Raw genomic sequence first — 13,338 nt, 5'->3', positions numbered from 1 at the left:
GGATTGGCTCTCAGCTCGTTCAACTCAGAGAAATACGGATGGCCGCGGCCGTGGCCAGCGGTGCCAGCACCAGGGCAACCACCAGCCCCGCGCCCAGCATCAGCAGCGCACCGACTGGATCCTGCCCACGGCCGGCTGCCGCCAGACTGCCTGCACCGAACACCAGCACCGGCACATACAGCGGCAACGACAGCAACGCCACGAGGATACCAGAGCGCCGGATGCCGACGGTCAGTGCTGCCACCACACCGCCGATCAGGCTCAACACGGGTGTTCCCAGCAGCAACGATGCCAGCAACATCGGCAGTTGGTCATGCGGCAGATGCAGCATTTCCGCCAGCAACGGGCTGACCACGATCAGCGGCAGCGCCGTGGTGGCCCAGTGCACCAGCACCCGCACCAATACCAGCCAGGCCAACGGCACCGGGGCCAGCAGCCATTGTTCCAGCGAGCCGTCTTCGGCATCGGAACGGAACAGCGAGTCCAGCGCCAGTTGCCCGGCCAGCAGAACCGCCAGCCACAGCACGGCACCGGCCGTAGCGGCCAGCGGCTGCGGATCGCGGCCCTGGGCCAGGGCGAACAGCACCACCACCAGCAGCGCGAACAGCAGCGGCTGCAGGGCATCGCCACGGCGGCGCCACAGCAGGCGCATGTCGCGCGCCACCAGGGCGCGAGCGGTCTGCCACAGACCCGGTTCGGTGCCCGGCGCGATCATGCGGCCTCTCCCTGGGCAAGATCCGGCTGCAGTTGCAGCAGGCGCGTGCGTACCGGCGGTGCGGCATAGGCACCATGGGTGGTGACCAGGGCGGCACCGCCACTGCGCAGGTGCGCCGAAATCATCCGGTTGACCAGGTTGATGCCGTCCAGATCCAGGTTGGCGTAGGGCTCGTCCAGCAGCCACAGCGGAGCGGGTGAGAGCCAGATGCGGGCCAGTGCCAGCCGCCGTTTCTGCCCGGCCGACAGGTGCCGCACCAGGGTGTCTTCGTAACCGGCCAGGCCGACGATGGCCAGCGCATTGCCCGGCATCTGCCGTGCGCGCCGCCCATGCAGGCCGCACAGGAAGTGCAGGTTTTCCAGCGTGTCCAGGTCCGGCTTCAGCGCGGGCAGGTGGCTCAGGTAGGCCACGTAGCGCGCGCGCTCGGCCGTGCTGGCCTGCTTGCCGTCAATGCGCACCTGGCCGGCGCCCGGCCGGGCCAGGCCGGCCAGCACGCGCAGCAGTGTGGTCTTGCCGGCGCCGTTGCCGCCCTGCACCAGCAGCGCCTCGCCGGCGTCCACATGGAAATCCAGCGGGCCGAACACGGGCTCATCATTGCGGGAGAAGCTCAGGCCGCTGGCGGCCAGCAATGCAGGGGTGTTCAAGGGGCAGGGATCTTCATGCCGGGGTGCGGCGGCAATTGTAGCGGTGAATGCGGCCCCGGTAGCGCCGGACCCGGGCCGCTGGCGGCGCGGCATATGCAAAGAACGGCCCGGTTCCGCAGGCAGGGCGTGGATTTCGTACACTTCCGGGCCTTGTTCTCCCATATTCCAGGCCGATGCAACCGAACACCAAGCTGCCCAAGGTCGGCACCACCATCTTCACGGTCATGTCCCAGCTCGCCGCCGAACACGGCGCGGTCAACCTGGGCCAGGGCTTCCCGGACTTCTCCGCACCGCAGCGGCTGATCGACGAGACCAGCAAGGCCATGGCGGCCGGCTTGAACCAGTACCCGCCGATGACCGGCGTGGCGCCGCTGCGCCAGGCCATCGCGCAGAAGTCGCTGGACCTGTACGGCGCCACCATCGACCCGGACACCGAAATTACCGTGACCAGCGGTGCCACCGAGGCCATCTTCAACGCCATCCACGCCGTGGTGCGTGCCGGCGAGGAAGTGATCGTGCTGGACCCGGCCTACGACTGCTACGAACCGGCCATCGAGCTGGCCGGCGCCACCGCCGTGCACGTGCCGCTGGACCCGCAGACCTTCGCCGTGGACTGGGACCGCGTGCGCGCGGCAATCACCCCGCGCACCCGCATGCTGATGGTCAACACCCCGCACAACCCGTCCGGCGCCATGCTGGACGAGGCCGACATGCAGGCGCTGGCCGACCTGCTGCGCGGTACGCAGATCTACCTGATTTCCGATGAGGTGTACGAGCACATCATCTACGACGGCCGCCGCCATGAATCGGCGCTGCGTTACCCGGAACTGCGCGAGCGCACCTTCGTCATCTCCAGCTTCGGCAAGACCTACCACTGCACCGGCTGGAAGATCGGCTACGCGGTGGCGCCGCCGCTGCTGACCGCCGAATTCCGCAAGGTGCACCAGTACAACACCTTCACCAGCTTCGGCCCGGCCCAGTATGGGTTTGCCGCGATGATCCGCGACGAGCCGGAACACCACCTGGAACTGGGTGCGTTCTACCAGGCCAAGCGCGATCGCTTCCGCGAGCAGCTGGCCGGCACGCGCCTGAAGCCGCTGCCGGTGCCGGGCGGCTACTTCCAGCTGGTCGACTATTCGGACATCAGCGATCTGCCCGACCACGAATTCGTGAAGTGGCTGACGATTGAAAAGGGCGTGACCGCCATTCCGCTGTCGCCGTTCTACGAAACCGCGCCGGTGGGCCAGCGCCTGGTGCGCCTGTGCTTTGCCAAGAACGAAGCCACCCTGGACGCGGCGATCGAACGCCTGCGCCTGCTCTGAGGGAACACGACCATGCAGGACCTGCGCATTTCCCTTGTCCAGGGCGACACCCGCTGGCATGACCCGGCGGGCAACCGCGATTACTACGGTGCGCTGCTGGCGCCGCTGGCCGGCCGCACCGACCTGGTGATCCTGCCGGAGACCTTCACCAGTGGGTTTTCCAACGATGCCATTGCCCAGGCCGAGGGCATGGACGGCCCGACGGTGGCCTGGCTGCGCGAGCAGGCACGTGCGCTGGATGCCGCGGTGATCGGCAGCGTGCAGCTGCGCGAAGGCGAGGGCGTGTACAACCGCCTGCTGTTTGCCACGCCTGACGGTGAGCTGCAGTACTACGACAAGCGCCACCTGTTCCGTTATGGCGGCGAGCACGAACGCTATGCCGCCGGTCGCGACCGCCTGAGCGTGGAATGGAAGGGCTGGCGGATCAACCCGCAGGTCTGCTACGACCTGCGTTTCCCGGTGTTCTGCCGCAACCGCTACAACGTGGAGCGGGCAGGGCAGATGGATTTCGACCTGCAGATCTTCGTGGCCAACTGGCCCTCGGCACGTGCCTATGCGTGGAAGACCCTGCTGCGCGCGCGCGCCATCGAGAACCTGTGCTTCGTGGCGGCGGTCAACCGCATTGGCGTGGACGGCAACCAGCTGCACTACGCCGGCGACAGTGCGGTGATCGATTTCCTGGGCCAGCCGCAGGTGGAGATCCGCGAGCGCGAGCAGGTGGTCACCACCACCATCTCGGCCGAGGCCCTGGCCGCGCACCGCGCGCGCTTCCCGGCCATGCTCGATGCCGACGCCTTCCATCTGGACGAGCGCGCCTGAGCGCACGCTGCGGCGGCTGAACGCTTGCCGCACCCACGCGCGCGCCTGCATCCACCGTGCACGCGCGCGCTGCTAGATTCGCCAGCAGTCCGATTGAAGTGGAAGTGCTGCCGATGAAGAAGTCCCTTGCCCTGCTGCTGGCCCTTGCCGCCAGCGCCCTGGCCCCGGCCGCGCAGGCCGGCGGCAACCTGGATTGCCAGTTGCGCTACAACCTGTCCGGCTGGTCGCTGATCTACAAGACCGCGTCGGGCACCGGTACGGTCCGCTGCAGCAACGGCGCCAGCATGCCGGTGCGCATCCAGCTCAAGGGCGGCGGCCTGACCGTGGGCAAGTCGAAGATCACCGATGGCCGCGGCAGCTTCACCGGTGCCAGCAGCGTGGGTGAGCTGCTGGGCACCTATGCCTCGGTCGGTGCCCATGCCGGTGCGGTGAAATCCAGCAACGCCCAGGTGATGACCAAGGGCGATATCTCGCTGGCCCTGTCCGGCACCGGCAAGGGCTGGGACCTGGGCGTGGATGGTGCGGCGTTCACCATCAGCCGCCGCTGAGCCTTACCAGCCGATCTGCAGGTGCCAGGCGTGGCCGGTCACGCTGAGCTGTTCGACCACGTAGCCGCGATCCTGGTAATGCGCCAGTACCGCTTCGGCCTGGCCTTCGCGGGCCTGGCCGCGCGGCAGGGACACTACGATGCGGCGTTCGCCCTTGCGCGAGTTGGCGTCGATGGAATGATCGATGTCCTGGATGAATTCGCCGGTGGTGCGGCCAGCGAGGTCGGCGTTGGCGCGGGCCTGGTCGGGGGTGATGCCGGTCATGGGTGTTGCCTTGTCGTGTGAGTGAGGCTTGACGATAGGCAGCGGCCGCACCAGATGCGGCGACCTATGGCACAAATGGCCTGTTTTCAAACAATTCCTAGAGAAAGCCCGCGCAACGATCAGGCGCCCTCAGGAGCCAGTCACCAACAAAAAACCCCGGCCGAAGCCGGGGTTTTTCATTTCAGCGAGGACCGCGATCAGCCGCCGCGCGGGCCGCTGCGGCGCGGGCCGCCCGGGCCACGGTTGCCGCCGGGGCCACCCGGGCCGCGGTTGCCACCCGGACCGCCGGGACCACGGTTGCCGCCCGGGCCACGGTTGCCACCGGGACCACCCGGACCGCGACCGCCCGGACGGGCGCCGTGCGCCGGCTTCGGGCTGCCATACGGGTTGAAGCCCGGGGTGGCATGGTCGGACGGGAAGCTCGGGGCATTGCCCGGATGGCCGTACGGGTGCTTGTTGCCCTGGCCCTGCGAGCGGTTGCCCGCACCGGCCGGACGACCCTGGCCGCCACCGGCGCCACCACGGCCTTCACCGCCGAAGCCGCCACGGCCCTGGCCGCCGGCATTGCCGCGACCTTCGCCGCCGAAGCCACCACGGCCCTGGCCGCCACCGGCACCCGCACCCGGGCCCTTCGGCTTGCCGTACGGACGGCCCTGGCCGCCTGCGCCCGGACCACGGGCACCCGGGCCACGCGCGCCGGGGCCGGCGTTGCGGTGGCCGCTCGGGCCGGTGCTCACGCCATCGGGCACATACCAGGTGCGGAACGCGGCCGGGTTGCCTTCCGGCAGCGAACGATCGTTCTTCGGCGCGCGCTGCTTGAACGGCTTCTGCGACTGCTTGGCCGCCGCTTCACCGCTGACGGTCAGGCCGCCCTTGAAGCCGCCGCCCTTGCCGCCACGGCCACGGCCGCGGTCTTCGCGCACGTTGTCGAAGCGGCGCAGTTCGCGGCCTTCATCGGCCGTGCTGTGGCCATTGACGTAGGCGTTGCCGCGGCCACCTTCGCGCACGCGCACGGTGGTCTTGGCGGCGCGGCGCTGGCCGATCACCGGCTGCAGGGTCAGCGCCGACGGCGCGCCTTCTTCCAGCTTCAGCTGCGCGCGCAGGGCTTCCACCTGGGCGCTGGGCAGTTCCACGGTCTGGCCACGGGCCAGTTCGCGCGGCAGCGACACCTTGCCGTAGCGGGTTCGCTTGAGGCGGCTGACCTGGCAGCCCTGGGATTCCCACAGGCGGCGCACTTCGCGGTTGCGGCCTTCCTTCACCACCACGCGGAACCAGTCGTGCGAATCGGTGCCGCCGATGCGTTCGATCTCGTCGAACTTGGCCGGGCCGTCTTCCAGCGCCACGCCGCGGGCCAGGCGGTCGACGATCGCGTCGCTGACCTTTTCTTCGCCTTCCGGCGCACGCACGCGCACCACGTATTCGCGCTCGACCTCAAACGACGGGTGCATCATGGCATTGGCCAGTTCACCGTCGGTGGTGGCCAGCAGCAGGCCGGTGGTGTTGATGTCCAGGCGGCCGATCGCGATCCAGCGCGCGCCCTTCAGCGGCGGCAGCGCTTCGAACACGGTCGGGCGGCCTTCGGGATCTTCGCGGGTGGTCACTTCGCCTTCCGGCTTGTTGTAGACCAGCACGCGCGACGGCTCGGCCAGCGCGGTGGCGACGAAGCCACGGCCGTCCAGCTCGATCTTGTCGCCGCTCTTGACCGACATGCCGGTCTGCGCGACTTCACCGTTCACCTTGACCAGGCCTTCGGCGATGCGCTGTTCCAGCGCGCGGCGCGAACCCAGGCCAGCCTGGGCCAGCACCTTGTGCAGGCGCTCTTCCAGCTTGAACTGTTCGGAGGTGGCTTCGCGCTTCAGCGACAGCTTGTTACGGGGGGTGTCACTCATCAGATTTGCTCCGGCCGACGGTTTCGAGGTCGGCCTCTGGTTCGGAATCGGCTTGGTCAACAGCCACGGTCGTCATCGCGACGGCGTTGTCTTCGCGTTCGTTCACGGGAACCGCGCGCTCGCCCGGCGCGGAATCGGGGTGCCCAGCATCGAAGGGCGAAGGTGCTTGCTCGTCACTGGCCGGTGCAGGGGCTGCGCCGGCGGAATCGGGGGTGTTGCCAGTGCCTGCGTCCAGGCGGGTGTCATCATTGGCAGCGCCGTCAGGGGCGGCACTGATGTCCGGGCCGGCGGCGCCGGCGGCGGCCGGGCCGTCACGGTCCAGTGCCAGCTGCGGCTCCAGCTCGCCCAGGTCCTTCAGTTCGGACAGTGGCGGCAATTCGTCCAGCCGCTTCAGCCCAAAATAGTCCAGGAAGCCCTTGGTGGTGCCAAACAGCGCCGGCTTGCCGGGGACGTCGCGGTGGCCGACCACGCGGATCCACTCGCGTTCTTCCAGCGCCTGGATGATGTTGCTGCTGACGGCCACGCCGCGCACCTGCTCGATCTCGCCGCGGGTGATCGGCTGCCGGTAGGCAATCAGCGCCAGCGTTTCCAGGGTGGCGCGGGTGTAGCGGGTCTTGCGTTCGGTCCACAGCCGGCTGATCCAGCCATGCACTTCGGCGGTCACCTGGTAGCGGAAGCCGGAGGCCACTTCCAGCAGTTCCACGCCGCGGCCGGTGCAGGCCTCGCGGAGCTGTTCCAGGGCGCGCTCGATGCTGCCCGGCGGCGCCGGCTCGTCGTCCGGGAACAGGTCTTTCAGCTGGGCCAGGGTGAGCGGCTGGCTGGACGCCAGCAGGGCACCTTCGACAATACGGTTGATCAGCGGTTGGTCCATCGGCAGGCAGCGCTCACTCGTTCTCGTTGGCGGCGTCGTTGTCGTCGAACTCGCTGCTGAACTGCAGCGGGGCGTTGGTGTTGCCGGCCGCCAGCGACTTCACGTAGATCGCCGCCAGCGGTTCTTCCTGCACGATGTCCAGCAGCTGTTCCTTGGCCAGCTCCAGCATGGCCAAGAAGGTGACCAGCACGCCCAGCTTGCCTTCCTCAGCGGTGAACAGACTTTCAAACCGGTAGAACCGGCCATCTTCCATGCGGCCCAGGATCTCGCCCATGCGCTGGCGCACGCTCAGTGCCTCGCGCTTGATCGCATGGCCAGTGAACAGCTCGGCGCGCTTGAGCACGTCGTGCAGGGCCAGCAGCATTTCCTTCAGGTCCACCGGCGGCGGCAGCTTCACCGTCGCCCGTTCCGGCATGAACGCATGCGCCACCGTGGTGTCGCGGTCCTGCCGGGGCAGGGCGTCGATATCCTCCGCCGCCTGCTTGAAACGTTCGTACTCCTGCAGCCGGCGCACCAGCTCGGCGCGCGGATCGGCCTCGTCGCCGTCCTCGCTGACCGGCCGCGGCAGCAGCATGCGCGACTTCACTTCGGCCAGGATCGCGGCCATCACCAGGTATTCGGCGGCCAGCTCGAAACGCAGCTCGCGCATCACCGTGATGTATTCCACGTACTGCCGGGTGATCTCGGCCACGGGAATGTCCAGCACGTCCAGGTTCTGCCGGCGGATCAGGTACAGCAGCAGGTCCAGCGGCCCTTCGAACGCATCCAGGATGACTTCCAGCGCGTCCGGCGGGATGTACAGGTCCTGCGGAATCTGCAGGACCGGTTGCCCATGCACCACGGCCAGCGGCATTTCCTGCTGCTGGGGGGCGGGCGGCCGGGTTGGCGGGTTCGCGTCGAGCGCGAGTTCGGAAGTCATCTAATGGACGTCAGCATTGCAACGGACCAGTCGCGGTACCCGCCATGCCGGGCCAACGCCACGGCCACGGGGGCACCAGGCACGCCTGTCTCGGCGCGATTCCACACATATGAAACAGCAGCACGCGCTGCACAACAGCGGCAGCGACAAGACTACGGGGAGGTCGTCTACGTGGCCCGTCAGGAAGCGGCGGGGCGATCGTCGGGGGCTGCGGAAGCCGCGGAAACCGACGGGCTGCTGCATCCAGCCACGTGCAATTGACCCTAGGGTAAGGCTTTGCCGCGCCAGTGTCCAGCAACGGCAGGCAACCGGCTGGCATTGGCTAGAATCGGCGCACCGCAACATGAACGAGGAACCACCACCATGTGGTACGTGATTGAAGGCTATGACGGCCAGGATGTGCTGGCCCAGCGGCTGCAGGTACGCCCGCAGCACCTGGCGCGCCTGCAGGCGCTGAACGACCAGGGGCGCCTGCTGCTGGCCGGTCCATGCCCGGCCATCGACAGCGAAGACCCGGGTCCGGCCGGCTTCAGCGGCTCGGTGGTCATCGCCGCATTCGACTCGCTGGCGCAGGCACAGGAATGGGCCGATGCCGACCCGTACGTGGCCGCGGGCGTGTACGTACGCACCCAGGTGCGTCCGTTCCGCAAGGTGCTGCCATGAACGCGCGGCGCATCAAACAGATTCGTGATGCGCTGCAACAAGCATTGGCCCCCAGCGTGCTGGAGATCGAAGACGACAGTCATCGCCATGCCGGCCATGCCGGCGCGCGCGATGGGCGCGGCCATTTCAACGTGCACGTGGTCAGCGAACGCTTCGCCGGCATGGCCCCGCTTGCGCGCCACCGCGCGGTCTACGCCGCGCTGGGCAGCCTGATGGACACCGACATCCATGCGCTGTCCATCCGTGCACATACCCCGTCAGAACAGGGCTGAACATGACCCAGATACTGTCTTTGCAGGTCACCGTGCGGGCCTGCGCGGGACAACTTTTTGTGTCCGGAATGGGACATTCGCCTAACGGACAGTTTACAAGCGCAGATGGAAACGCTTACATTCCGCGCCAAGCTGGTAGGTCCAAGCCGTGGAGGGCGGCTTCGTGAACAAGGCAGCCATAACAATCAAAGATGTCGCACGCGAAGCCCGGGTCTCCGTGGCCACGGTTTCCCGCGCGCTCAACGGGCATGAGAACGTTGCCGAACCGGTCCGCCAGCTTGTGCTGGAAGTGGCCGCGCGGCTGCGCTACACCCCACATGCTGCCGCGCGCAGCCTCAGCAGCCGCCGTACCAATACGGTGGGCGTGGTGCTGCCCGATCTGTACGGTGAATTCTTCTCCGAACTGATGCGCGGCATCGACGGGGTGGCCCGCAGTCGCCGCCAGCACCTGCTGGTGTCCAGCTACCACGGCGACCAGGAACAGCAGGGCGCTGCGCTGCGCGCCATGCGCGGCCGCGTCGATGGCCTGCTGGTGCTGTCCCCGTATGCGGAAAGCCCGGGGTTCCTGACCGACAACCTGCCGCAGTCGCTGCCCACCGTGCTGATCAACACCTACCTGCCCACGCAGGACCACCCGGTGTTGAGCATCGACGACCACGCAGGGGCGATGGCCATGACCCGCCACCTGCTCGATGCCGGCCACCGCCGCATCGCTTTCATTTCAGGCCCGGACCTCAACTTCGACGCGCGCGAGCGCCTGCGCGGCTTCCGTGACGCGCTGGCGGCTGCTGGCAACGGCGCCGAAGGCATCGAGCTGCCCGGTGATTTCGACGAAGCTTCCGGCCATCGCGCCGGTCAGGAGTTGCTGGCAGCCGGTGCGCTGCCCGATGCCGTGTTCGCCGCCAACGACATGATGGCCCTGGGGTGTCTGTATGCGTTCGCGCAGGCAGGCGTCCACGTGCCCACCGATGTCGCCCTGGCGGGTTTCGATGACATTCCGCTGGCGCGGTTCGTACACCCATCGTTGACCACCATGCAGGTCAGTATCGCCGAGTTGGGCGATCGGGCCATGACGCGCCTGTTGCAGTTGATGGACGGCACTACCACGGAAGGGGCAGGGGACAAGCAGACGCTGGTACCCCGCCTGATCGTTCGAGATTCCACCACCTCGCCATCCGGCCGTTGAAGCCGGAGGCTTTCCTTTTCTTTTGACTGATCGCAGGAACCGCGCAAGCGGGACCACCACCCGGAGATTGAGTTGATGATGCATTCCACCATCCGCACGCCGGCACGCCGGCTGCTGAGTACCGCCCTGGTCAGCTGCCTGATGTTGGCCGCCGCCCCGAACGTGATGGCCCAGTCGGCCAACGCCAGCCTGCGTGGCCAGGTGTCCGGCGCCCAGGCCGGCGCGGAAGTGACCGCCACCAACGTGGCCACCGGTTCGGTACGTCGTGGCACCGTGCGTGCCGACGGCAGCTACTCGCTGATGGGCCTGGACCCGGGCACCTATGACGTGGTGGCCAACGGCCAGACCCAGAAGGTCACCGTCACCGTGGCCTCCACCGCCACGCTGAACTTCAGCGAAGCGGCCGCCACCGGCGGCGGCACCACCGCGGCCACCAACCTGGACACCGTGAACGTGGTCGCGCCGACCCTGCTGCAGGAAGTGCGCACCTCCGAAGTCGGCAAGACCGTCAGCCTGCAGCAGATCCAGACCACCCCGCAGGTGTCGCGCAACTTCCTGGAGTTCGCCGACGCCGTGCCGGGCATGATCTTCACCCGTGATGCCAAGGGCAACACCTCGCTGCGCGGCGGCGCCACCAATGCCGACGGCACCAACGTCTACATCGACGGCGTGGGCCAGAAGAGCTACGTGAAGGGCGGCGGCGTGGCCGGCCAGTCCGGCAGCGCCGGCAACCCGTTCCCGCAGCTGGCCATCGGCGAATACAAGGTCATCAGCGGCAACTACAAGGCCGAGTACGGCCAGGTGTCCAGCGCCGCGGTGACCGCCGCGACCAAGTCCGGTACCAATGAATTCAAGGGTGAGGCGTTCTACCGCTACACCGACGAAGACATGCGCGCCAAGACCCCGGCCGAGCGCCAGGCTGGCCAGGACAAGATGGTTTCGGCCGAGAAGGAATACGGCTTCGCCCTGGGCGGCCCGATCGTCAAGGACAAGGCCCACTTCTTCGTGACCTACGAAGCCAAGCGCTTCGACCTGCCGGTCACCATCGCGCCGGACGGTGCGGTGACCAGCAGCGTGGGTCTGCTGCCGGCTGACGGCGCTGCCGGCCTCGGCCCGGCCAGCCAGCCGTTCCAGCAGGACCTGATCTTCGCCAAGGTCGACTTCGAGCCGACCGACAACGATCGCATCGAGTTGACCTTCCAGGACCGCGACGAAACCCAGCAGCAGTTCAGTGGCCAGACCTCGCCGGAAGCCGGCCGTGAAGTGGTCAACACCGATCGCCGCTATGCGCTGCGCTGGAACCACAGCGGTGAGCGTTACTACAACGAATTGATGGTCACCCACGAAGATTCGTTCAACAACCCGACCCCGCTGACCCTGGCCAACGGCATCACCTACACCGCGCCGGACGGCACCGAAGACCGCACCATCGTCAAGGTCGGCGGCGCTTCGGCACTGGATTCGCAGGTGAAGGGCCAGAAGGGCTGGTCGATCGAAGACAACCTGACCCTGGACGGCATCCAGTGGGCGGGCGACCACACCATCAAGATGGGCGTGAAGTACAAGGAAATCGATCTGTACGCGTCTGACGCGGCGCAGATCAACCCGACCTTCACCTACACCCTGGGCGATCCGGACTTCCCGTCGGACATCCCGTACAAGGCACAGTTCGTCAAGCCGGTCACCGGCGTGTCGGGCGTGTCCGGTGAAGTGCGTTCCAAGGCCAAGCAGCTGGGTCTGTTCATCCAGGACGACTGGCAGGTCAATGATCACCTGCAGATCAACCTGGGCCTGCGCTGGGATTACGAAAAGAACCCGGCCTACCTGGACTTCGTGACCCCGCAGCAGGTGGTGGACGCCATCTACTCGCAGGACCCGCGCGCCGCCGCCGGCCAGACCTACGCCGATTCGCTGGCGCTGGGCGGCCTGGACATCAGCGATTACATCAGCAACGGCCACAACCGCAAGGCGTTCAAGGATGCCTGGCAGCCGCGCCTGGGCTTCTCGTATGACATCAACGCCGACGAGCAGCACGTGATCCACGGTGGTGCCGGCCGTTCCTACGACCGCGACCTGTTCGACAACCTGCAGCTGGAAACCACCAAGCTGGCCCTGCCGCAGCCGACCATCTACTTCCGCAACCCGGCCACCGGCACCTGCATCAACGGCCAGGCCGCCTGCTACGACTGGAACCCGAACCTGCTCAACGGCATCGGCAACCTGCAGGCCCTGGTGGGCGCCACCAGCAATGCCGGTCTGGAAGTGGACCTGCTGAACAACAAGCTGAAGGCCCCGTACTCGGATCAGTTCAGCCTGGGCATGAGCAACCAGATCGGTGACTGGCTGACCGACGCGACCATCGCCCGTACCCTGAGCTACGACGGCTTCGCCTTCACCCTGGGCAACCGTTACCCGACCGGCCAGTTCTTCGATGACCCGCGCCTGTGCGGCGGCACCGACCCGGGCCTGAGCCAGGCCTGGAGCTGCAACGTGCCGGGCTTCGGCAGCCTGATCATCGGCCAGCAGGGCATCAAGACCCGTGCCACCCAGGTGCTGCTGTCGGCGCAGAAGCCGTTCACCAAGGAAAGCGGCTGGGGCACCTCGATCGCCTACACCTGGACGACCGCGCGCCACAACCGCGACATCAACGAGAAGTACGCGTTCGACCGCGGCCTGATCGGTGACTACCCGACCATCCGTTCCAACGGCGCGCCGCGCCACCGCCTGGTGGTGACCGGTTCGTACGCGGGCTTCTGGGGCATCACCTTCGGTGGCAAGATCACCCTGGCCACCCCGACCGCCGTCAATGACTGGTACGGCATCCCGCAGGCCAGCGGCTACACCCTGCCGACCCCGCAGGCCGCCGTGCCCAACGCCAATGGCAAGTTCCTGATCGGTGGCAAGGTGTTCGGCTACCGCTCGGTCGACCTGCAGGCGACGAAGACGTTCAAGATGCCGGGTGATACCGAGCTGTACGCTCGCCTGGACATCATCAACGTGTTCAACTTCGACAACTTCTCCAGCTACAACTACATCAAGAGCAACGGCAAGCTGGAAGCCAGCTACAACGAGACCGGTGACATCATCGGTACGCCGCGCCAGATCAAGGCCGAAGTGGGCTTCCGCTTCTGATGATCGCGCTTGGTACCGCCGGTTCGCCGGCGGTACCGGTTGTGCAATGGCCGGCCGTGATGGCCGGTCCATTGCCCATGCCAGTGCGCCGCGA

Annotated in this window: 13 protein-coding genes; 7 read left to right on the top strand and 6 right to left on the bottom strand. The window is 67.3% G+C overall.

Annotation, left to right across the window (positions count from 1 at the left end; genetic code table 11):
- Positions 1-19: 19 nt before the first annotated feature.
- Together ccmB and ccmA are read right to left on the bottom strand one after the other, a co-directional pair.
- Positions 20-715: a heme exporter protein CcmB gene (gene ccmB, locus C1933_RS12985; protein WP_108753606.1), complete on the bottom strand. Its 696-nt coding sequence runs from the start codon at positions 713-715 to the stop codon at positions 20-22.
- A complete protein-coding gene (ccmA, locus tag C1933_RS12980; protein ID WP_108753605.1) occupies positions 712-1,359 on the bottom strand; it encodes a heme ABC exporter ATP-binding protein CcmA in 648 nt (215 codons plus the stop codon). Before ccmA ends, ccmB begins: the two co-directional genes overlap by 4 nt.
- 173 nt (positions 1,360-1,532) lie before the next feature.
- Here ccmA and C1933_RS12975 point away from each other — a divergent pair, with 173 nt between their 5' ends.
- The 3 genes from C1933_RS12975 (at position 1,533) to C1933_RS12965 (ending at position 4,048) form a co-directional block, all read left to right on the top strand.
- Positions 1,533-2,681 (top strand): pyridoxal phosphate-dependent aminotransferase, encoded by a 1,149-nt coding sequence (locus C1933_RS12975; protein ID WP_108753604.1) that lies wholly within the window; start codon positions 1,533-1,535, stop codon positions 2,679-2,681.
- Positions 2,682-2,693: 12 nt separating this feature from the next.
- The gene (locus C1933_RS12970) at positions 2,694-3,500 is read left to right on the top strand and encodes an amidohydrolase (RefSeq protein ID WP_108753603.1); all 807 of its coding nucleotides are present in this window, start codon (positions 2,694-2,696) and stop codon (positions 3,498-3,500) included.
- 113 nt (positions 3,501-3,613) lie between these two features.
- On the top strand, positions 3,614-4,048 hold the full coding sequence (locus C1933_RS12965; protein ID WP_108751591.1) for a hypothetical protein: 435 nt from the start codon (positions 3,614-3,616) through the stop codon (positions 4,046-4,048).
- A gap of 3 nt (positions 4,049-4,051) precedes the next feature.
- Here C1933_RS12965 and C1933_RS12960 read toward each other — a convergent pair whose 3' ends face one another.
- The 4 genes from C1933_RS12960 to C1933_RS12945 all read right to left on the bottom strand — a co-directional run bounded on the left by C1933_RS12960 (position 4,052) and on the right by C1933_RS12945 (position 7,991).
- A complete protein-coding gene (locus C1933_RS12960) occupies positions 4,052-4,312 on the bottom strand; it encodes a hypothetical protein (protein WP_108753602.1) in 261 nt (86 codons plus the stop codon).
- Positions 4,313-4,509: 197 nt separating this feature from the next.
- A complete protein-coding gene (locus tag C1933_RS12955) occupies positions 4,510-6,201 on the bottom strand; it encodes a pseudouridine synthase (protein ID WP_108753601.1) in 1,692 nt (563 codons plus the stop codon).
- Positions 6,194-7,072 carry an SMC-Scp complex subunit ScpB gene (gene scpB / locus C1933_RS12950; protein WP_108753600.1) on the bottom strand — a complete coding sequence of 293 codons (879 nt, stop codon included), beginning with the start codon at positions 7,070-7,072 and terminating at the stop codon, positions 6,194-6,196. The genes C1933_RS12955 and scpB overlap by 8 nt, the downstream gene beginning before the upstream one ends.
- A 13-nt stretch (positions 7,073-7,085) precedes the next feature.
- Positions 7,086-7,991, bottom strand: coding sequence for a ScpA family protein (locus tag C1933_RS12945; RefSeq protein ID WP_108750099.1), 906 nt, complete (start codon positions 7,989-7,991; stop codon positions 7,086-7,088).
- A 363-nt stretch (positions 7,992-8,354) separates the two neighbouring features.
- Here C1933_RS12945 and C1933_RS12940 point away from each other — a divergent pair, with 363 nt between their 5' ends.
- The 4 genes from C1933_RS12940 (at position 8,355) to C1933_RS12925 (ending at position 13,244) form a co-directional block, all read left to right on the top strand.
- Positions 8,355-8,654, top strand: coding sequence for a YciI family protein (locus C1933_RS12940; RefSeq protein ID WP_108753599.1), 300 nt, complete (start codon positions 8,355-8,357; stop codon positions 8,652-8,654).
- Entirely contained in the window at positions 8,651-8,926 is a 276-nt protein-coding gene (locus C1933_RS12935; RefSeq protein ID WP_108753598.1) for a BolA family protein, read from the top strand. The genes C1933_RS12940 and C1933_RS12935 overlap by 4 nt, the downstream gene beginning before the upstream one ends.
- A 148-nt stretch (positions 8,927-9,074) precedes the next feature.
- Positions 9,075-10,112 (top strand): LacI family DNA-binding transcriptional regulator, encoded by a 1,038-nt coding sequence (locus C1933_RS12930; protein WP_108750096.1) that lies wholly within the window; start codon positions 9,075-9,077, stop codon positions 10,110-10,112.
- A gap of 75 nt (positions 10,113-10,187) precedes the next feature.
- Positions 10,188-13,244, top strand: coding sequence for a TonB-dependent receptor (locus C1933_RS12925; protein WP_108753597.1), 3,057 nt, complete (start codon positions 10,188-10,190; stop codon positions 13,242-13,244).
- Positions 13,245-13,338 lie beyond the last annotated feature (94 nt).

Origin of the sequence: Stenotrophomonas sp. ZAC14D2_NAIMI4_6 (assembly GCF_003086875.1) — a bacterium.
GTDB lineage: Bacteria > Pseudomonadota > Gammaproteobacteria > Xanthomonadales > Xanthomonadaceae > Stenotrophomonas.
Note: the sequence above shows the minus strand (reverse complement) of the source record. Positions and strands in the feature narration are given on the sequence as shown.

Excerpts from the sequence above, each read along its gene's own strand:
- ccmB (WP_108753606.1), bottom strand. The coding sequence starts at position 715 with ATGATCGCGCCGGGCACCGAACCGGGTCTGTGGCAGACCGCTCGCGCC.
- C1933_RS12975 (WP_108753604.1), top strand. The coding sequence starts at position 1,533 with ATGCAACCGAACACCAAGCTGCCCAAGGTCGGCACCACCATCTTCACG.
- C1933_RS12970 (WP_108753603.1), top strand. The coding sequence starts at position 2,694 with ATGCAGGACCTGCGCATTTCCCTTGTCCAGGGCGACACCCGCTGGCAT.
- C1933_RS12965 (WP_108751591.1), top strand. The coding sequence starts at position 3,614 with ATGAAGAAGTCCCTTGCCCTGCTGCTGGCCCTTGCCGCCAGCGCCCTG.
- C1933_RS12960 (WP_108753602.1), bottom strand. The coding sequence starts at position 4,312 with ATGACCGGCATCACCCCCGACCAGGCCCGCGCCAACGCCGACCTCGCT.
- C1933_RS12955 (WP_108753601.1), bottom strand. The coding sequence starts at position 6,201 with ATGAGTGACACCCCCCGTAACAAGCTGTCGCTGAAGCGCGAAGCCACC.
- scpB (WP_108753600.1), bottom strand. The coding sequence starts at position 7,072 with ATGGACCAACCGCTGATCAACCGTATTGTCGAAGGTGCCCTGCTGGCG.
- C1933_RS12945 (WP_108750099.1), bottom strand. The coding sequence starts at position 7,991 with ATGACTTCCGAACTCGCGCTCGACGCGAACCCGCCAACCCGGCCGCCC.
- C1933_RS12940 (WP_108753599.1), top strand. The coding sequence starts at position 8,355 with ATGTGGTACGTGATTGAAGGCTATGACGGCCAGGATGTGCTGGCCCAG.
- C1933_RS12935 (WP_108753598.1), top strand. The coding sequence starts at position 8,651 with ATGAACGCGCGGCGCATCAAACAGATTCGTGATGCGCTGCAACAAGCA.
- C1933_RS12925 (WP_108753597.1), top strand. The coding sequence starts at position 10,188 with ATGATGCATTCCACCATCCGCACGCCGGCACGCCGGCTGCTGAGTACC.